Here is a 19,627-nt window from a genome sequence, read left to right as displayed (position 1 = left end):
GGAGGTCGCCATCTCCTCTTCGAGGGAGATGGGCGCGATTCTTCCGGCAAGGTTGTCGTTTTCTTCAGGCATGTTGCTCCCCGACTCATCAGGACGCCATACACCGCGCCCATGTCGTTACGGCTGGTCGGACCGGCCTCGGGGCCAAGTGTACTCAGCCATTCCAGGCCCGAGTGCTACAAAGGCTTCCACGAGCCTTAAGGCTCCGACAGCAGATCAGGGCGCTTGGCGCGTAGCCACTCCACCGTCTGCTCCCTCAAACGAAGGGCCAGTTCGACTGCTCGATCAACCTCAGAGTCCGATACCGCTCCGGCTCGCTCGTACTCGCCCAGGTTTCGCTTCTTCCGGAAGGCATCCAGTTCGGCGACCACTTCTGGCTCGAGACCCAGGGTGAGACTGAGGGACTGGAGTACCCAATAGTGATGTGCCTCACGGCCGGGACGATAGCCTTCGGCTGCGAGGGCCGCCGTTGCCAACCCGCGAGCCGCGTTGTGCGCGATGGCCAGTCGCCAGTCCGCACTTAGGCCCGCCGTCTTGCAGTCCTGCAGGTCCCGATCGACTGCTCTCAGCAGTTCGTCAATCTCCTGCGGGCTTGTCCGGTGTTCGCGCAGGTGCCCCTGCGCCCGCCAATCGACTAAGCTCATCGTCTCCCCCAAGGACGTAGAACCTTGGCCCCGTCATCACCGCTCGAAGGAAGTGAGTTTGCGCCGCAAGCTCCCTGCCGAACTCCTCCCTCTGGTACACCGTTGGGTTGACCTCTCGGCCAAGTTGCCCCTGCGCCGGTCCCAGGCAAGCCACCACCTGCCCGAAGCTCACATCTCCAACCACAAGCAGATCGACATCGCTGTTCGCGGTCTGTGTCCCTGCGGCAACCGACCCGTACACGAAGGCGACGGCAATGGCCTCGCTCAGCGGCTGCAGGGCTTCCTGCAACACCGCCAGCACACCGGCTGTCTTCACCATCAGAGCCCGGAGCTCGGCGTAGATCGGGCAGTCCGCGTTCGCTTCGTACAGCGTCAGGTTGCCGCGGTCACTTCGAACCAACAGGCCCGCTGCCGCCAGATTCGTCAGTTCGCGCTGAACGGCGCCTCGCCCCGCACCCACGCGCCGCACTATTTCGCTCACATGCAGGGGACCCTCTGTCTGGCCGTACAGCAGGCCCAAGACCGAGCGGCGCACCTTGCCGAACAGTGCTTCACCGAGAGGTTCACGCAAACATAACGTACCCATAGTGGGTATGATCGTACCCATTATGGGTACGGCGTGTCAAGGACCAGACCGCCTCGCCCTAGGCCCACAGGTCCAGGTTCTGCGTCTCCTTGGCGTGCTCTACGATGAAGTTGCGGCGCGGCTGGACGCTGTCGCCCATCAGGATCGAGATGATACGGTCCGCCTCCTCCGCCTCCTCCAGCGTCACTTGGCGCAGAATCCGGTTCTCCGGCGACATCGTCGTCTCTGCCAAGTCGTGCGCGTCCATCTCGGACAGACCCTTGAACCGGTTCACCATGATGCTGCGCCGCGAGATCTTGGCGAGCAGCGTCTCCAGGTCGGCCTCGTCCAGCGCGTAGTAGGTGTCCTTGCCCGTCTTGATGCGGAACAGCGGCGGCTGGGCAATGTACACGTGGCCCTCGCGGATCAGCGGCTCCATGTAGCGGAAGAAGAAGGTCAGGATCAGGGTGCGGATGTGGGAGCCGTCGACGTCCGCATCGGCCATGATGACAATCCGGTGGTACCGCAGCTTGCTGAGGTCGAACTTGCTGGTCGGGCCCTCATCGCTGCCGTTGCCGCTTCCGCCATTGCCGTTCTCATGGTCGTTCCCGTTGCCGTTGCCGTTCCCGGCGGGTGCGATATTGATGCCGGTCCCCAGGGCGGTGATCATGGCGCGGATCTCGTAGTTGTCGAGGATCCTGTCGAGACGGTAGCGCTCGACGTTGAGGATAACACCGCGCAGGGGCAGGATCGCCTGGTTCTTGCTGTCCCGTGCCTGCTTGGCGTTGCCGCCGGCCGAGTCTCCCTCAACGATGAACAGCTCGCACTCCTCCGGCTTGCGGCTCGAGCAGTCTGCCAGCTTCCCAGGCAGACCGCCGGAGGAAAGCGCCGTCTTGCGGGTTGCCTCAGCGGCTCGTCGGGCTGCGTCATTGGCCCTCGCTGCCGTCGAGCCCTTGCTAACGATCCGCTTCGCAACAGTCGGGTTTTCCTCGAAGAAGGTTGTCAGGGCCTCGTAGCAGACGGAGTTGACGATCCCCTCGACCTCGCTGTTGCCCAGCTTGCTTTTCGTCTGTCCCTCGAACTGCGGCTGCAGCACCTTGGTGCTGATGATGCAGGTCAGGCCCTCGCGAACTTCGTCTCCGGTGAGGTTGCGCTCCTTTTCCTTGCGCAGTCCCGTGCTGAAGGCGTAGTTGTTGATGACGCGCGTCAGAGCGGTCTTGAAGCCTGAGAGGTGAGTGCCGCCTTCGATGGTGTGAATGGCGTTGACGTAGGAGACGATGTTCTCGTACACCCCGTCGTTGTATTGCATACAGATCTCAACGTCCGTGCCGTCGCGCTCCTGGCGGAAGTGGATCGGTTTGTGGATGGTGTCCTTGCCGACGTTGAGGTACTCGGCGTAGGCGGTCAGGCCACCCTCGTGATGGAGGATTTCCTCGCGCTCCTTGCCGGGGCGCTCATCACGGAAGATGATCTTGACGCCGCCGTTGAGAAAGGCGAGCTCGCGCAGGCGCTTGGCGACCGTATCGAAGTCGAACTCGAGCTCTTCGAAGATCTGGGAGTCGGGCTTGAAGCAGGTGCGGGTGCCGTGCTGCTTGGCACTTTGGCCGCGCTTCTCCATGGGGGCTATCGGATTGCCGCGCGCGTACTTTTGGTAGTAGAGCTCGCCCTCACGGGCGACTTCCACCTCGCACCACTCGGAGAGGGCGTTGGTGCAGGAGACGCCCACACCGTGCAGGCCGCCCGAGACCTTGTAGGCGCCGCCATCGAACTTGCCGCCGGCGTGCAGGACGGTCATGATGACTTCGAGTGCCGGGCGCTTCTCTGTGGGATGCATGTCCACGGGGATGCCGCGACCATTGTCCTCCACTTCCGCGCAGCCGTCAGGCAGCAGGCGTACGGTGATGATGTCGCAGACCCCTGCGAACACCTCGTCGATGCTGTTGTCGACGACCTCATACAGGATATGGTGCAGACCGCGGGCGCTGGTCGAGCCGATGTACATGGCCGGCCGGCGGCGGACTGCCTCCAAGCCCTTCAGGACACGGATTTGGGCGGCATCGTACCTAGGACTGGGCATCGGGGTTTCTCCTTTACAACGGGGGCTACGCAGGCAATCGAGCCGTCCGTCGGTGCCGAAAACCACCACCGGACGGGTCAGAGAGGCCTGGCGCCGGTCACACAGCCACCTCGCCACGCGGCTCAGGAAGACTACGCGACGCACGCTCGCGCGCCGCTGTTCCTGCACTCGCTCACCAACCTGCCGGCATTCCGGCACACAAACACGAGATCGTTTCTGGCGCTATCGAGGTGCAGGCGGGGCGCGGTGGGGCGACCTTGGAGGCGGAAGGGTTCCGCGTGCGCCTGCCATCTCTGCTTCGATCGGAGGGACAACGGGGCCGGTACACCGTCTCCACAACCCTCGCCACTCAGCCCCTTGTACACCCCTCGTGATTCCTCTGCTACGGCTTTCCAGGCGGACCCTTTTCGACACCCAAGAGTATACCAGAATCTGGCCGAATCGTCAAGGAAACCCGGCCTTTGCGGCTCGGTCGCAGGGCCCCGGAATCGCGCGAATCCGTGCAACTTCTCTCGCCCAAACCTGCACTGTCGAGGGGCCCATCCCACGCCCGTCTGATCGGGTCCTTGACGGTCCTCCTCGCGGCCGTCAAGCTCCCCTTTTGCAGGCTTCCGGAACGCCTATCTGGAGCCCTGGAAGGTGCCCCTCCGCGCATGGGGGAATACAGCCGCATACGCTCCCAGGCGTGCGCCGGGATTGAGCCCTTCGCGCACACCACACCTGAGGAAGGTAGGTTCCATCAAGATGGCTTCTGATACGATTCGCGTTGGGATGATCGGCTGCGGCGGCAATGCCCGCGGTCATATGGGCAGACTGCTCAGTATGGAGGGTGTGAAGGTCGTTGCCCTGTGCGATACAGCGGAGACGTCCCTGGCCGCCAGTGTTGAGAAGTACCCACAGTTGGCCAAGGTGCCGCAGTTCGGCGACTACCGCAAGCTGCTGGCCGAGGTCGAACTGGACGCCGTGGAGATCTCGACCCCGCACACCAGCCACTTCGAGCAGATCATGGCCTCCCTCGACCGCGGTCTGCACGTGCTGACCGAGAAGCCCATGGTTTGCGAAGTCGGCCAGGCCAAGGAGATCGTGGCACGCACGGAGGAGACCGACCTGGTCGTCGGGGTCTCGTACCAGCGGCACACCCAGGCGCCCTACCGCTACTGCCGCGAAGTCATCGCCTCGGGTGCGATCGGCGCCTGCCACTTCATCTCGTGCCTGCAGTCGCAGAACTGGTACCGGGGCCAGGTCCCCCGGGGCACCTGGCGCTCCAAGAAGGCGCTCTCCGGCGGCGGCCAGCTCAATGATTCCGGCAGCCACCTGCTGGACATCATCCTGTGGATGACCGACCTGCAGCCCGCCGAGGTCTTCGCCTTCATCGACAACAAGGGCGCCGAGATCGACATCCTCACCGCTATGAGCGTCAAGTTCGATGGTGGCGCGCTGGCCAACTTCTCCGTAGTCGGCCATGCGGTGGGCGGCATGCTTGAGGACATCAACCTGTGGTGTGAGGAGGGGACCCTGGCGATCCGCGGCAACGAGGTCTGGCGATGGGAGGGCAACGAGAAGCAGGTCATCACCGGCGAGGACCTTGGACGGACCTGGTCGCCGGACCAGAACTTCATCGCCGCCATCCAGGGCAAAGAGGAGATCCAGACACCGCCGGAGTGCGGTTTGCGGGTCATTCAACTCACGGAGGCCGCCTGGCGCTCGGGAGACACCGGTCAGAAGGCACCGGTGCTCCGCTAGGTCGACGGCGTTGTGCAAAGGAGCGATACGCCATGCCGATGGTTGAAGTGAAATGGTACAAGGGTCGTTCAGCGGACCAGAAGAAGCAGGTGGCCGACGCGATTGAGAAGGCCATGCAGGAGGTGGGTGTGCCCAGGGGCGTCACCCAGGTCGTCTTCCTTGACCTCCCGAAGGAAGACTGGTTCATCCCGGGCATGGAGTCCTAACTGCAGCCTCGTGGAGGGCAGGGCTCTGCACCTGCCCTCCTTGCCCCAACCTCCCCGCGAGAACTGGGCGTGGATCGCCGCTCGATCCGCGGCCACGGCGGCACCCCTTTTCGCCCTCCTCCTGGCTCCCTGCGGTTTTTGACTTTTGACCTGCTATCTTGTAGACTCAGCGCCGGTTTAGCTGAGCTTTCGCCAAGGGGTGAATGGGGCTTGATTCCTACAAGTGACTTCAAGACGGGCATGACCATCGAGCTTGACGGTCACGTCTACCAGATTGTGTCTAGCGAATTCTACAAGCCGGGCAAGGGGCAGGCGGTCGTCCGCACCAAGCTGCGGGACATCCGCACCGGCAATGTCTTCCAGAAGACCTTCCGCTCCGGCGAGAAGGTTGAGCGGGCCCGCGTGGACCGCACCACCAACCAGTTCCTGTACACCGACGGCAGCACGTACTACTTCATGGACAACGAGTCCTACGAGCAGACCGAGCTGACCGACGAACAGGTCGGCGAGCTGGCCAAGTGGCTCAAAGAAGGCGAAGACGTCCAGATCATCACCTACGAGGGCGAACTGATCGGCATCGAGGTCGCCAACACTCTGATCCGTGAGGTCACCGAGACCGATCCCGGCCTCCGTGGCGACACGGCCACCGGCGGCACCAAGCCGGCAGTTGTCGAAGGTGGCGCGACCGTCACCGTGCCCTTGTTCGTGCAGCAGGGCGAGAAGATCAAGGTCGATACGCGCAGTGGGGAATACGTGGAACGAGCATGATCGACAGGGAGCGGATCCAGCAGGTCATCCGATGGCTGCGCAACTCGACCTCGGCCGAGCTAGCCGTGCGTGAGGGTGCCTCCTTCATCCGTGTCAAGCGCGATCTGGCACCACCGGTCGTCACACGGCTGGTTGCCTCCGCAGGTCCGAGGGCGACGCAGGAGTTCATCACCGCCCCAGGTGTGGCGGCCGATGACCTGCTTGTGCGGGCTCGTCTCGTGGGGCGTTTCTACCACGGGAAGGGACCGGGCCAGCCGCCGCTGGTGAAGATCGGTGACCAGGTGGCCGAGGGCGATGTCGTGGCTACCATCGAGGCCCTGGGCAAGAACACCGGTGTCCCGTGCAGTGGCGAAGGCGAGGTCATCGAGTTCATGGCTGAGGACGGCGCCCCGGTCGGCTATGGGACGCCGCTGATCCGCTTGCGCCGTCTGCGCGGCTGATAGCCCCCTGTCATCAGGTGACAGGTATGAAGCGTCGGCGTGGCTCCCTTCTGATAGAGTTACTCATTGTGGTGGCGATCATCGCCATCCTCGCCGGGGTGTACCTGGGTGGAAGCGGGAAGGCCGGCAAGGGCCACAAGAAGACCACACCCGCGCAGGCTCTTGAGAAGGCGCATGGCGTCGAATGCGTCAACAATCTCAACCAGCTCCGGGCCATGATCCAGATGGAAGTGGCGGACAAGGGCGGGTATCCGAAGGCGCTTGATCCACGAGCTGCCCTCAACCGCTGTCCGGTCAGCGACAAGCCTTACGTGTATGATCCGCAGACGGGAACCGTCAAGTGCACGACGCCGGGGCACGAGAAGTTCTGACCTGAAGGAACCTCCATGCACAACCAGCCGGTGACAACAACGGCCCTTGGCAGCGTGTCCCTCAGACCATGCCGCAGTGACCTCGTGCGACCCGACGGCTATGCGACCGCTGCAGATCGCGGTAACTGGAGTACCTCAACTCGCGTCCTTTGGCAGGAGACGTAAATGTTTGAGAAGGTCCTGGTCGCCAATCGTGGAGAGATCGCCTGCCGGGTGTTCCAGGCGTGTCGCGAACTCAAGATCGCCACGGTTGCGGTCTACTCGGAGGCCGACGCAGAGGCCCTTCATGTCCGCATGGCCGATGAAGCCGTCTGCATCGGTCCTGCGAGCCCTCGCGACAGCTACCTGAACGTCGCCAACATCCTCAGCGCTGCTCGTCTCACCGGCGCGCAGGCCATCCATCCCGGCTACGGATTCCTATCGGAGAACGCGAACTTCGCCGAGGTCTGTGAAGCCAGCGGCGTCACCTTCATCGGGCCGCCCTCACACGTCATTGCCCGCATGGGCAATAAGAGCGAGGCCCGGCGCACGATGCACGACGCCGGTGTGCCCGTCATCCCCGGGACGCAGGAGCCTGTCGGTGATGCTCGCGAAGCGCGGGCTATTGCCGAGGAGCTTGGCTACCCGGTGATGATCAAGGCGGCGCTGGGTGGTGGCGGCAGGGGCATTCGTGAGGTCAAGAACCCCGACGAGTTGCCGGCAGCCCTGGAGCAGGCACGCAGCGAAGCCCGGGCGGCCTTCGGCAACGGCGATGTGTATATTGAGAAGCTGCTGTTGGGCCCGCGCCACATCGAGGTGCAGGTGCTGGCAGACAACCACGGCAACTGCGTGCACCTGGGCGAGCGTGAGTGCTCGATCCAGCACCGAAAGCAGAAGCTGATTGAGGAAGCGCCCTCACCGGCCGTCAACAACTCCCAGCGCCGCAAACTAGGGGAGGCGGCGGTGAAGGCCGCTACCACCGTGGGCTACCGCAATGCCGGTACGGTGGAGTTCCTCATGGACAAGCGCGGCCGGTTCTACTTCATGGAGATGAACACGCGGGTTCAGGTCGAGCATCCCGTTACTGAGATGCTCACCGGCGTGGACATCGTTCGGGAGCAGATCCGTATCGCTGCCGGCGAGAAGATGACCTGCGAGCAGGGCAAGATCTGGTTCAACGGTCATGCCATCGAGTGCCGGTTGCTGGCCGCCGATGGTGACGACGGCTTCAAGCCTTCTCCGGGCTCCATCAGGAGTTGGTCTATGCCGGCGGGTCCCGGGATCCGTCTGGACACTGGGGTCGCTGCAGGGTGCGAGGTTTCGCCCCATTACGACCCGATGATCGCCAAGCTCATCTGTTGGGCCGAGGATCGGCCCGCCTGCCTTGCCCGCATGGAAGCCACACTTCGGGGCATGAAGATAGACGGCCTGAAGACGACCATCGGTTTCCACCTGCGCACCTTGTCAGATCCGGAGTTCCGCCGTGGAGAGACCGACACCAGCTTCATCGAGCGACGTATTCTTGCCAAGCCAGGCTAAAGCTATGGCCGATCTTCCCGAACACCAGGAAGGCCACGACAGCCGGAGTGAAGGGACTACCCGCGGAGGCGCACGCCGCCGGGGACGCGAGCTCGCACTGGGCTTGCTGTTCCAGGCCGATGTCGGTGGTGTGGGCCCCAGTGGGGCCTTCCTCAGCGCGCCGGACACCCTCCGGATCATGTTCGAAGAGTGGGGGATGGACCCCGCCGAACGGCGCAAGCTGACGGCCGAGATCGAGGACTTCGGCCGCCGTCTGTGCGAGGCCTATTTCCTTGACGCCAAGAACATCGATGTCATCATCGACGAGCTGTCCCACGAGTGGGCGCTGGACCGCATGCCGGGGATCGACCGCAACATCCTGCGCATGGCCCTGGCCGAGCTGCGCCACTCACCGGACGTGCCTCCTAGCGCGGCGATCAATGAGGCCGTGGAGCTGGCCAAGATCTACGGCACGCCGGAATCGGGCAAGTTCGTCAACGGCATTCTGGGAGCCTACGCGCGCCGCGAGGGCCTTGTCAGCGACAAGCCCGGCGACCCCAAGTAGACGCCCAGGCCGGCTTCGGGCAGACGGATCGCCATGAATTCAGCCGCAGATGGACTCCCGGGCTTCCCTGTGCCTGCACGCCCCGATCGTGTCCTGTCGGTCGCCGAGGTTACGACCCACATCAAGCGGCTGATGGACACGGACGAGCTGCTGCAGGACGTCATCGTGCGTGGCGAGATCTCCAACTTCACCCGCGCCTCCTCCGGGCACCTTTACTTCTCGCTCAAGGACGAATCCAGCCAGCTCAGCGCCGTGTGCTTCCGGGGAGCCGCTGCCGGACTGAAGTTCGATCCCGCCGATGGCGACCGCGTTGTCGCCGGGGGCAACATCACCGTCTATGAGCGTGGCGGGCGTTACCAGCTCCTCCTCCGCTTCATGCGGCCCGACGGTGTGGGCAGCCTGGCGGCGGCGCTGGAGCTTCTGAAGGCCAAACTGGCCGCTGAGGGGCTCTTTGACCCCTCTCGCAAGCGCCCGTTGCCCAGATTCCCGCAGACGGTGGCGATCTGCACCTCGCCCACCGGCGCGGCGGTACGTGACCTGATCAGCATCCTGGGTCGGCGCTATCCCCTGGCGCGGATCCTTCTGATTCCGACGGTGGTCCAGGGCGCCGAGGCCGTGCCCAGCATCGTCCGGTCCCTGCAGATTGCCGGCGGCCTGGATGAGGTCGACGTGGTCATCGTGGGACGCGGCGGAGGCTCGATCGAGGACCTGTGGGCCTTCAACGAGGAGCCGGTGGCACGGGCGATCTTCGCCTGTCCCAAGCCGGTGGTCAGCGCTGTGGGCCACGAGACCGACTTCACCCTGGCCGATTTCGTCGCGGATGTCCGGGCGGCAACACCCTCCATGGCAGCCGAGATGGTGGTGCCTGAGCGTCTTGACCTGGAGGCGGGGATTGCCGCCTACGCCCGGCACCTGCGCACGGCGATGATGGCCGTGCTGCAGCAGTCGCAGGCGAGAGTCCAGCAGGCGGCAAGTCACCCCTTGTTGCAGCGTCCGGCAGCCCTCCTGGAGCAGCAGCAGTTGCGAGTCGACGAGGCTGCTGCGACGCTGGCCCGAGGAATGACCACGCGTCTCGAAAGGCGCCGGGCGCGTCTGGAGCGTGCCGGGGCGACCTTGCAGGCTCTGAGCCCGCTTGGCGTCCTTGGTCGTGGATATTCGATCTGCCGCCGCGAGGATGGGACGGTCGTGCGGCGAATCGAACAGGTGCAGGCGGGCGACAGCGTGCAGGTCACGGTGTCCGATGGTCACCTCCTGGGGTCGGTCACGAGCTGTGAGGCCGCAGACCTGACATCAGTGTCGCCCGGTCCGCAGTAGCGGCAAAGGTTTGCCTTCGCCTGAGACCCCAGTTCGCTGTACACTACCACATGAAGCGGAGAGCCCTCGGGACAGGGAGCCGGATTGGCCATGGTTGACTTGTCTGAGCTGACCTTTGAGCAGGCTCTGGAGCGCCTGGAGCAGATCGTCCGGGAGCTGGACGCAGGCGAGATCTCCCTCGAAGAGTCCCTGCAGCGTTTCGAGGAAGGCATGGCGCTGAAGAAGCTGTGCCTGGAGCGCCTGGCGGAGGCCGAAGCCCGGGTTGAGCAGTATCTGGCCGAAGAGCCCGAAGCCGAGGAGTAGCGCGGGCGCCAGGCTTTCGCCGTCGGCGTGACATCGAAGCGGGAAGCGGTCTGCACGTGAGGGGCAGACCCCGGTGTGGTCGGGTTCAGGGACAGTGACACGCATGGCAAGCAATCTGCTGGACAGCATCAATTCGCCCGCCGATCTGAAGACTCTCTCCCGCAGCCAGTTGGTGCAACTGGCTGCCGAGTGTCGTGAGCGCATCATTGAGACCACCTCGGAGACGGGCGGGCACCTGGCGCCGAATCTGGGCGCCGTCGAACTCACCGTCGCGCTCCTGAGGACACTCGACCTGCCCACGGACAAGGTCGTCTGGGACGTTGGCCACCAGTGCTACACGCACAAGCTTCTCACCGGCCGCCGCGACCTGTTCCACACGATCCGCCAGACCGATGGCCTATCCGGGTTTCCGCGGCGTGATGAGAGCCCCTACGATGCCTTCGGGACCGGCCACGGGAGCACCTCGATCTCTGCCGCCCTGGGACTGGCCAAGGCACGCGACATTCGCGGCGATACCGAGCGCATCTGGGCGGTCATTGGCGATGGGGCCCTCACCGGCGGTCTGGCTCTCGAGGCGATGAACCAGGCCGGCGAGACGAAGGCCGACCTCGTGGTCGTGCTCAACGACAACGAGATGAGCATCAGCCCCAACGTGGGTGCGATGTCGGCGTACCTGGCCAAGATCCGCGCCGGGCTCTTTGAGCCTGCGGTGCGGAAAACCCGCGCCGACGTGGCCCGCATGCTGAACCGGGTGCCGCTGGGCGATGCGATGCTGGGCGCCATGGACCGCCTGCGTGACGGTCTGAAGCAGTTGGTCGTCCCCGGGATGCTCTTCGAGGAGTTGGGCTTCACCTACCTGGGGCCCATCGACGGGCACGACATCAACCAGCTTCTGGAAGTCTTCGACCAGGCCTGCAAACTCAGCGGGCCGGTCCTGGTGCATGTGCATACCCAGAAGGGCCGTGGCTACATACCTGCGGAGAAGGACCCGAGCCGCTACCACGGCACCAAGCCCTTCAACATCGCCAACGGGGAGAGCGCGCACGGGGACGGTCGGCTCTCTTACAGCGCGGTCTTCGGGCAGACGCTGGCGGAGTTGGCGGAAGCAGACAAGCGCGTCGTGGCTATTTCGGCGGCGATGCTCGACGGCACCGGTCTGGCGAGCTTCAAGAAGCAGTTCCCGGACCGTTGCTTTGACGTGGGGATGACCGAGGAGCATGCGCTGACCTTTGCCGCGGGATTGGCGGCGGCGGGCATGCGGCCTGTGGTAGCCATCTACTCGACCTTCATGCAGCGCGGCTACGACCAGATCATCCACGACATTGCCCTGCAGCGCCTGCCGGTGGTCATGGCGATGGACCGCAGTGGGCTTGTCGGCGATGACGGTCCGACGCACCATGGCGTGTTCGACCTGGCCTTCATGCGCCAGATTCCCGGGCTCGTCGAGATGGTGCCCCGGCATGAGGGCGAGCTGCGCGATATGCTGTGCACAGCGCTGTCGCTGGACGGCCCGGTGAGTCTGCGTTATCCTCGCGGCGTCGGTCTCGGCGTGCCCTTGGACCGGCCGATGCAGGTGCTTCCCGTTGGGAAGTGCGAACTGGTGCGGGCCGGGAACCAGGTGGCGATCTTCGCCCTCGGGCCACAGGTTGAGGCAGCGCTAGCCGCCGCCGAGACGCTGCATGCCGAGGGAATCGAGGCCCGCGTCATCAATGCCCGGTTTGTGCGACCCCTGGATCGGGACGCTGTGGTGGCCGCAGCGCGGGACATCGGCCGGATCGTCACGGTCGAGGAGGGCATCCTCGCCGGTGGGTTCGGCTCGGCGGTGTGTGAGGCCCTGGCAGATGCCGCCGTTCATACCGCGGCGGTACGTCGCCTGGGGATTGCTGACTGTTTTGTGCCCCATGGGAATACGGATAAGCTGCGAGCGGACTGCGGAATCGATGCGGAAGGGATTGCCTGCGCCTGCCGGGAAGTCTGCGGGACGGGGACGATACCGCCCTCTACCTCTCAGTCGGAGGCCGTGATTGGTCTATGAAGCTAACGAGGCGAACGCCGCTGACGGCCCTGATCGTGTCTGTGACCTTGCTGTCCCTGTCTGCGATGCTGGCGTCCGCAGAGACCTACCAGAGCAAGCTTGAGCGTGTCGATGCCCACTACCGGGCGGGTGAGTACACACAGGCGAAGACGCTGCTGGGTGAGCTCGCAACGGCGCTGCCGGATAACCCGACCATCCTGCGCTGGCAGGGCACTGTGGCTCTGGCTCTGAACGAGCTGGATGCGGCCATCACCGCGCTCCAGGCGTCTCTGGCCAAGGAACCGGACAACGCCGTTGCCCTGAACAACCTGGGCACCGCCTACTCACGCAAGGATCAGAACGACCTGGCCGCGGCGCAGTTCGAGAAGGCCATCGCCGCCGATCCCGAGGGCTTCGAGGGCCACTATAACCTGGCAACGGTCCTCACCAAGCCGGAGGAACGCGACCGGCAGTTCGCGGAGTTCGAAGCCGCGCTGAAGGCCAAACCGACGGAATTCCGGGTGCTGGTCGGCTATGGTCGTACGCTGCAGCTTGCGGGCGAGACCAAGAAGGCCGTCGTGCAGTATGAGCTGGCGCGCACCACCGACCCGAAGAGTGGCGCGCTGCTGGTTACGCTCGGCGAGTTGTACATGGGCCTGCGCAACTACCCGAAGGCCGTGGAGCTGTACGAAGCGGTCGCGGGCCTGGAGCCGAACAACGTCACCGCGCAGTTGCAGCTCGGGAGCGCCCTGTACCTTGACGGGAAGTTCGAGGAAGCCTCGCAGCGTTTCGCGACGGGCCTTGCCCTGGATGACAAGAGCTTCACCGCCGCCTACAATCTGGGGCTCAGCCTGATGCGGCTGGACCAGACCGACCAGGCAGTGGCGAACTTCCGGAAAGCCTGCGACCTCGACCCGACCAGCACGGCCGCCCGCGAGCAACTGGCGTCTCTGTTCATCGGTCAGAAGAAGTGGGACGAGGCGATCGCGGCGCTGCAGGCGCTGGTAGAGCTTGATCCACAGAACCGCATGGCCCAGACCAACCTGGCCTATGCGCTGATGTCGGCGGGCAGGGCCGAGGAGGCTGTGAAGCAGTGGGAGCAGGTCGTCGCCCGCTTCCCGGAGGACGCCAACGCTCACCGCAATCTTGCCCTGCTCTACTTCCGGATGGAGAGCAGGGATGCGGCCCTGCGTGAGTACCTGTACGCGCTGACCCTGCAGCCGAAGGACAGCGAGGCTCACAACAACGTCGGCCTGATCTACCTGAAGCGCGACAACCTCGCTGGCGCAGGGGTGCAGTTCCGCCAGGCTCTTGCGGATGACGCCAACAACGTCTACGCTCTGAACAATCTGGGCGTGACCCTGGAGCGGCAGGGCAACGCCGCCGGGGCCAGGGAGCAGTACCAGAAGGCCCTGGCAGTGGATAGCAACTTCGAGCCGGCCCGCAAGAACCTCAACCGTCTGGGTGGTTAGCGGTCGCGGTGTCTGCACCTTTGTCGGGACTGCGGTCGCCTGTGGGGCTGCGGTCCCACACAGCTACTCGGAACCGTACGAAGGGGACCCCGGACTTGGCCTCACCAATCCGCACGGTCAGTGTTGCCTCCTCACCCTACAAGCCGAGGACGGAGCATAGCGCACCGGCGCTGTGCCGGGCGCTCATGGCTGCCGGGTGCACGGTGAAGCTGGGACCAGGGATGGACAGCACTAAGCGGAGGCTCGGTGTGGGCCCCAGGCTGCACGATCTTGAGGGCCTTGTGGAGGCGGACCTTGTCATCTCACTGGGCGGGGACGGAACTCTTCTCGCCCTTGCTCGTCATGCGGGACCGGTCGGCACCCCCTTGCTGGGACTGGACTTCGGCAGCTTTGGGTTCCTGGCTCGCGAGAGCTACGAAGTGCTCATGGCGAACTTGCCCGACGTGGTGGAGGGTCAGTACAGCGTTGAGAGCCGCCTGATGGTGGAGGCCGACGTGGTGCGCGGCTCCGAGATCATCTCGACGCGCTACGGGCTCAACGACGCGGTGATCACCAAGAGCGACGTGCGTCACCTGGTCTGGCTTGATACCTACGTGAACGACGAGCACGTGGCGACCTACCCGGCTGATGGGCTGATCATCAGCACCCCCACGGGCTCGACGGCCTATGCACTTTCCGCCGGAGGTCCGATCATCGCGCCGACGGTGGAGTCTTTGCTCATCACGCCCATCTGCCCGCACAGTCTCTACGCCCGGCCGCTGATCATTGAGCCGTCGGCGGAGATCAAGGTCAGCGCGACCCAGCGGGGCGTTCCCGCCGGCGGCCTGACAGTCACGCTGGACGGCCAGGAAGCGATCGATCTGCGGCCTGGCGATGTGGTGCGCGTGCGTCGGGCCAACTTTGACGCCAAACTCGTGCGGATCTCGTCCGCCGGCTTCTTCGAGCGGCTGCGCCAGAAACTGCGCTGGGGTGCAGAACGCTGACCTGGTGCGGGAGCTCCGGCCGACGAGCAGGCACCGGCGATTCTGTTAGGACATGCTGCGAGAGCTGACCGTTGAGAATCTGGCCCTTCTTGACTCGCTGCGGCTCGACTTCGGGCCGGGCTTCACTGTGCTGACTGGCGAGACGGGGGCCGGCAAGTCCATCATCATCGACGCGCTGAATGCAGTGCTCGGTGAGCGGGTCGGGGCTGAGGCGATCCGCAGCGGTGAGTCCGCCGCCTACGTGGAGGCCGTCTTCACTGCCGCCGATGCGCCGCGAGCCCTGGAGATTCTCGAGAGCCTAGGGCTGCGCGAGGATGAAGAGGGCACCGTCATCCTGAGCCGAGAGCTGGCCAGCGGCCGCAGTCATTACCGGGTTAACCGGCGGACCGCGACCCTGAGCCTCGTGCAGCAGATCGGCTCGCATCTGGTGGACATCCACGGCCAGCACGAGCACCAGACGCTGATCCACGAGGAGAACCACCTCTCCTTCCTGGACGCCTTCGGCGGGCCGGAGCATCTGGACCTGCGGAGTGCCTACGAGGAGCTCTACGGGGCCTTCCAGCAGGCGCTAAAGGCCCTGGACGACCTGGCTCTGGATGAGCGCGAGCGGGCGCAACGAGTGGACATGCTGCGGTTCCAGGTGGAGGAGATTCAGGCCGCCGGCCTCGAACCCGGTGAGGAAGAGACCCTGGGCACCGAGCGGACCCGGCTTCAACATGCCGAGCGGATCCGCGAGACGGTTGCCCAGGCCTGTGAACTGCTCGACGGCGATAAGGGCGATGCGCCTTCGGCTGTCAGTGCGGTGCAGACGGCCGGTCAGGAGTTGCGTGGGCTGGTGAAGTTCGAGCCCCTCCTTGGCGAGACCGCCGAGGAGTTGGCGGAAGCCGGCGTCGCGATCCAGGAGGCCGTGCGCACCCTCAGCGGCTACCTGGGCGGCCTCGAGGCCGACCCGGATCGGCTCGAGCAGATCGAGAACCGCCTCGCAGACATCGGCAAGCTGAAGCGAAAGTACGGCGACACCGTCGCGGACATCCTTGCCTTCGGCGAACGTGCCGAGGCCGAGCTGTCGGAACTTGAGAACCTCGAAGTCCATGAGGAGCAGCTCCGGGCGAATCTGGAGAAGTTGCGGGGCGAAGCCGGGAAAGCTGCCCAGGCTCTGTCGGCCTCGCGGGTGAAGCTCGCCAAAAGCCTCAAGACGGTCGTCGAGGCCGAGCTGTCCGGTCTGGGTATGGCGGCGGCGAAGTTCGAGGTTCAACTGGAGCACGAAGAGGACGCAGAGGGTCTTCCCGGCTCCGGTGGCAAGCGCTGGAAGGCCTCACGTCGCGGCTTCGATCTGGGCCGCTTCCTGTTCTGCGCGAACGCGGGCGAGGAGTTGCGACCGCTGAGCAAAGTGGCCTCGGGTGGCGAGCTGTCGCGGCTGATGCTGGTGTTCAAGTCGGTGTGCTCACGAGGCGCCGAGATCCCGACCATCGTCTTTGACGAGGTAGACGCGGGCATCGGCGGCCGAGTTGCACATTCGGTGGGGGAGAAGCTCGTGGGGGTTGCCCGTGCGGGACAGGTCTTGTGCGTGACTCACCTGCCGCAGATTGCCCGGCTGGGTGACAGGCACCTCCGGGTCGAGAAACATGTCGAGGACGGACGCACCGTGGCACGCGTCGAGGTACTCAGCGCCGAAGGGCGCGTGGACGAGTTGGCGCGAATGCTCGGAGCCGACGAGAGCGATGAGACGGGCCGCAGACACGCCGCCGAGTTGCTTCGTGACGGTGAGAAGGATCGGCGTCGGCTGCGGGCGGCTGCGTCCTGAGGCAATCGTGGTCGCCGGGCTTCAGCCCGGGCCAGTTGGTACCATCCCATTCTGTTATACTTTGGGCCTGATGCGTATATGGCAAAAGTGATCATCGACGTCGAACGCTGTGGGGGCTGCGAACTGTGCGTTGAGTTCTGCCCCAAGAAGAACCTCAGAATGTCTGAGACCCTGACCCCTCGCGGTATCCATCCCGCGGAGGTCTGCACAGAGGACGGCTGCACCGGGTGCAAGATCTGCGCACTCATGTGCCCGAGCGTGGCCATCTCGCTGTACAAAGAGGTGGCGAAAGAGACCAAATGAGTGCAGAAAAGCGCGCCCTCCTGGAGGGCAATCATGCGACAGCCGAAGGTGCCATCGCCGGCGGTTGCCGTTTCTTCTTCGGGTACCCCATCACGCCCCAGAGCCAGATTCCGCAGTACATGTCCTGGCGCCTTGAGGAGCTCGGTGGGGTCTACCTGCAGGCCGAGAGTGAAGTCGCGGCCATCAACATGGTCTACGGCGCTGCGGCTGCCGGCGCCCGAGTAATGACGACCTCCTCCTCGCCCGGCATTTCCCTGATGGCCGAGGGCATCTCCTACCTGATCGGGTGCGAACTGCCCTGCGTCATCGTCAACATGGTCCGTGGCGGCCCCGGACTGGGCAACATCGCGCCCTCCCAGGGCGACTACTGGCTTGCCACTCGCGGCGGCGGACATGGCGACGGACGTCCGCTGGTCTTCGCGCCCTACAGTGTGCAGGAGCTCTATGACATGACCGGCGGCGCCTTCGAGATCGCCGAGCGCTACCGCAACCCGGTCATGATCCTGGGCGACGCCGTCCTGGCCACCATGGTAGAGTCCTGCCGCGTGCGCCCGGTGCCTGAGGCGCCCAACGCCTACGACCACTCCTGGACTCTCGGCAGCGGCCTCGCGGGTCGCGAGCGACGCATCATCAACTCGCTGTACAGTGATATCGCCGACCTGGAGGCACTGAACCTGCGTCTCGAAGCCCGCTACGCCGAGGCGACAGAACGCGAGACCCGCTGGGAGGAGTACGGCGCCGACGACCCAGATATCCTCGTCTGCGCCTACGGAATCTCGGCGCGTGTCTGCGAGACCGCCGTCGACCGCGCTCTAGAGCAGGGGATCCGCGTGCGTATGCTGCGGCCGATCTCCCTGTATCCCTTCCCGTCGGCGCCCATTGCGGCGTGGGCTGAGAAGGTGAAGCACTGCCTGGTCGTCGAGTTGTCGATGGGGCAGTTCATCGAAGACGTGCGCCTGGCCGTTGAGGGGCGTTGTCCGGTCAGCCTGCAGAACCGTCTGGGTGGCGTGCTCCTCACGCCCGAGGATGTCCTGGAACGACTAACCACGATCAAAGTCTGACGACCGCGCCTGGAGAGTTCCTGGCCCAGGTTCGCACATAAGAGGCAGAGACCTACCTTGACCAAGGAAAACATGACCGTTCTATACGAACCGCCGGAGAGCCTCACCGACACTGTCCTGCGCTACTGCCCCGGCTGCGGCCATGGCATCGCGCACCGACTGATTGCGGAGGTGATCGACGAGTTGGGTGTGCGCGATCACACCGTGACCGTCGCCTCCGTGGGCTGCTCCGTGTACGCCTTTGAGTACTTCAACACCGACGTGGTGCAGTCTGCCCATGGCCGAGCACCCGCCGTGGCGACCGGCGTGAAGCGGGTCCGCCCCGACGACGTGGTGTTTACCTACCAGGGCGACGGCGACCTCGCAGCAATCGGTCTCAACGAGGTGCTTCAGGCTGCGACCCGCGCCGAGAAGATCAGCGTGTTCTTCATCAACAACGCGGTCTTCGGGATGACCGGCGGACAGATGGCTCCCACGACTCTGCTGGGGCAGAAGACGACCACTTCGGTCGACGGCCGCACCCTTGAGCATGGCGGCTACCCCTTCAACATCTGCGAGTTGATGAACCAGATCCCCGGTGTCGCGTACCTCGCCCGGGAGACCCTCATCGACCCGCGCAGCGTCATGAGCGCTCGCCGCAGCATCATGAAGGCCTTCCGCGCGCAGATCGACGGGCTCGGGTTCTCGCTCGTAGAGCTTGTGAGCACCTGCCCGACCTGGTGGCACATGAAGCCCCTGCAGGCGATGCAGCATGTCCGCGATACGATGCTGATCCAGTACCCACTCGGCGTGTTCAAGGACCCCTACGCAGAGGGGTAGCCGGAGTGTTGAACCACACGATGCGCCGAGCCCTGGGCCGGCGCAGTCCGGGGCGAGCAAGCGCTCCAGCCCCACGAGGTTGATCCTATGAGAGAAGAAGTCTATATGGCCGGGCTTGGCGGCCAGGGCATCCTGCTGGCAGGACAGGTCTTGGCGCAGACCGGCGTTGACGTGGGCTATGAAGCCTCCTGGGTGCCCTCCTATTCACCCGAAGTTCGCGGCGGCGAGGCAAACTGCACCGTCGTTCTGTCCGACGGCCGGGTCGGCAGCCCGATCTGCGGCCATCCGCGGGTCATGTTGCTCATGGACCCGCGCTCGGTACGCAAGTACCTGCGCGAGTGTGCCTCAGGCGGTATCGCCATCATCAACCCCGACCTCGGTGAGGTCGAGGCAGACCGCAAGGACCTGCAGATTCTCTTCGTTCCCGTCACCTCCATCGCCAAGGAACTCGGCAATGAGATGTGCGCGAACATGGTGATGCTGGGCGCCTACCTGCAGGCGGTGCGGCCCGACCTGATCGAGCCGGCCATCAAGGCCCTCTCGACCGTTCTGCCTGAGCGGCGCCAGAAGACGATCCCGATGAACACGGAAGCGATCCGTCGGGGCGCCCAGGTCGTCGCTGAGCTCAGCTAGTCAGTACCACCTAACAGACCCACCGCGTAGTCGTCAGCTTCGCGC

The 19,627-nt window shown here is 64.7% G+C and carries 20 protein-coding genes; 17 read left to right on the top strand and 3 right to left on the bottom strand.

The genetic code is table 11. The annotated features are described in order from the left end of the window. Positions 1-197 precede the first annotated feature (197 nt). From ABFE16_02090 to ABFE16_02080, 3 genes are all read right to left on the bottom strand, one after another. Positions 198-644: a hypothetical protein gene (locus ABFE16_02090; protein MEN6344061.1), complete on the bottom strand. Its 447-nt coding sequence runs from the start codon at positions 642-644 to the stop codon at positions 198-200. Beyond that, on the bottom strand, positions 577-1,125 hold the full coding sequence (locus tag ABFE16_02085; GenBank protein ID MEN6344060.1) for a nucleotidyltransferase domain-containing protein: 549 nt from the start codon (positions 1,123-1,125) through the stop codon (positions 577-579). The genes ABFE16_02090 and ABFE16_02085 overlap by 68 nt, the downstream gene beginning before the upstream one ends. A gap of 163 nt (positions 1,126-1,288) precedes the next feature. Beyond that, positions 1,289-3,286: a DNA topoisomerase subunit B gene (locus tag ABFE16_02080; GenBank protein MEN6344059.1), complete on the bottom strand. Its 1,998-nt coding sequence runs from the start codon at positions 3,284-3,286 to the stop codon at positions 1,289-1,291. A 744-nt stretch (positions 3,287-4,030) separates the two neighbouring features. Here ABFE16_02080 and ABFE16_02075 point away from each other — a divergent pair. From ABFE16_02075 to ABFE16_01995, 17 genes are all read left to right on the top strand, one after another. Next, positions 4,031-5,029 (top strand): Gfo/Idh/MocA family oxidoreductase, encoded by a 999-nt coding sequence (locus ABFE16_02075; GenBank protein MEN6344058.1) that lies wholly within the window; start codon positions 4,031-4,033, stop codon positions 5,027-5,029. A 32-nt stretch (positions 5,030-5,061) separates the two neighbouring features. After that, a complete protein-coding gene (locus ABFE16_02070; protein ID MEN6344057.1) occupies positions 5,062-5,235 on the top strand; it encodes a tautomerase family protein in 174 nt (57 codons plus the stop codon). A gap of 210 nt (positions 5,236-5,445) precedes the next feature. Beyond that, the gene (gene efp / locus ABFE16_02065) at positions 5,446-6,003 is read left to right on the top strand and encodes an elongation factor P (protein MEN6344056.1); all 558 of its coding nucleotides are present in this window, start codon (positions 5,446-5,448) and stop codon (positions 6,001-6,003) included. Further along, the gene (locus tag ABFE16_02060; GenBank protein MEN6344055.1) at positions 6,000-6,443 is read left to right on the top strand and encodes a biotin/lipoyl-containing protein; all 444 of its coding nucleotides are present in this window, start codon (positions 6,000-6,002) and stop codon (positions 6,441-6,443) included. Before efp ends, ABFE16_02060 begins: the two co-directional genes overlap by 4 nt. Positions 6,444-6,469: 26 nt before the next feature. Further along, positions 6,470-6,814, top strand: a complete 345-nt coding sequence (locus ABFE16_02055) for a type II secretion system protein (GenBank protein MEN6344054.1) — start codon at positions 6,470-6,472, stop codon at positions 6,812-6,814. 165 nt (positions 6,815-6,979) lie between these two features. After that, positions 6,980-8,332 (top strand): acetyl-CoA carboxylase biotin carboxylase subunit, encoded by a 1,353-nt coding sequence (gene accC / locus ABFE16_02050; GenBank protein MEN6344053.1) that lies wholly within the window; start codon positions 6,980-6,982, stop codon positions 8,330-8,332. A 4-nt stretch (positions 8,333-8,336) separates the two neighbouring features. After that, a complete protein-coding gene (nusB, locus tag ABFE16_02045; GenBank protein ID MEN6344052.1) occupies positions 8,337-8,876 on the top strand; it encodes a transcription antitermination factor NusB in 540 nt (179 codons plus the stop codon). Positions 8,877-8,909: 33 nt separating this feature from the next. Beyond that, positions 8,910-10,190: an exodeoxyribonuclease VII large subunit gene (xseA, locus tag ABFE16_02040; GenBank protein MEN6344051.1), complete on the top strand. Its 1,281-nt coding sequence runs from the start codon at positions 8,910-8,912 to the stop codon at positions 10,188-10,190. Between the two features lie 90 nt (positions 10,191-10,280). Next, the gene (xseB, locus tag ABFE16_02035; protein ID MEN6344050.1) at positions 10,281-10,493 is read left to right on the top strand and encodes an exodeoxyribonuclease VII small subunit; all 213 of its coding nucleotides are present in this window, start codon (positions 10,281-10,283) and stop codon (positions 10,491-10,493) included. Between the two features lie 103 nt (positions 10,494-10,596). Then, positions 10,597-12,528: a 1-deoxy-D-xylulose-5-phosphate synthase gene (dxs, locus tag ABFE16_02030; GenBank protein MEN6344049.1), complete on the top strand. Its 1,932-nt coding sequence runs from the start codon at positions 10,597-10,599 to the stop codon at positions 12,526-12,528. Beyond that, a complete protein-coding gene (locus tag ABFE16_02025) occupies positions 12,525-13,979 on the top strand; it encodes a tetratricopeptide repeat protein (GenBank protein MEN6344048.1) in 1,455 nt (484 codons plus the stop codon). The genes dxs and ABFE16_02025 overlap by 4 nt, the downstream gene beginning before the upstream one ends. Before the next feature lie 95 nt (positions 13,980-14,074). Beyond that, positions 14,075-14,962, top strand: coding sequence for an NAD(+)/NADH kinase (locus ABFE16_02020; protein ID MEN6344047.1), 888 nt, complete (start codon positions 14,075-14,077; stop codon positions 14,960-14,962). 52 nt (positions 14,963-15,014) lie between these two features. Continuing rightward, a complete protein-coding gene (gene recN / locus ABFE16_02015) occupies positions 15,015-16,766 on the top strand; it encodes a DNA repair protein RecN (protein MEN6344046.1) in 1,752 nt (583 codons plus the stop codon). 78 nt (positions 16,767-16,844) lie between these two features. Then, on the top strand, positions 16,845-17,069 hold the full coding sequence (locus tag ABFE16_02010; GenBank protein MEN6344045.1) for a 4Fe-4S dicluster domain-containing protein: 225 nt from the start codon (positions 16,845-16,847) through the stop codon (positions 17,067-17,069). Next, complete coding sequence (gene vorB, locus ABFE16_02005; protein ID MEN6344044.1) at positions 17,066-18,130, top strand: 3-methyl-2-oxobutanoate dehydrogenase subunit VorB; 1,065 nt, start codon at positions 17,066-17,068, stop codon at positions 18,128-18,130. Before ABFE16_02010 ends, vorB begins: the two co-directional genes overlap by 4 nt. Positions 18,131-18,202: 72 nt before the next feature. Beyond that, complete coding sequence (locus tag ABFE16_02000; protein ID MEN6344043.1) at positions 18,203-18,949, top strand: thiamine pyrophosphate-dependent enzyme; 747 nt, start codon at positions 18,203-18,205, stop codon at positions 18,947-18,949. A gap of 87 nt (positions 18,950-19,036) precedes the next feature. Beyond that, entirely contained in the window at positions 19,037-19,582 is a 546-nt protein-coding gene (locus tag ABFE16_01995; protein ID MEN6344042.1) for a 2-oxoacid:acceptor oxidoreductase family protein, read from the top strand. Positions 19,583-19,627: the final 45 nt, after the last annotated feature.

The sequence above is a fragment of the Armatimonadia bacterium genome (genome assembly GCA_039679385.1).
Taxonomy (GTDB): Bacteria; Armatimonadota; Zipacnadia; order Zipacnadales; family JABUFB01; genus JAJFTQ01.
This window is presented reverse-complemented; position numbering and strand designations above follow the sequence as displayed.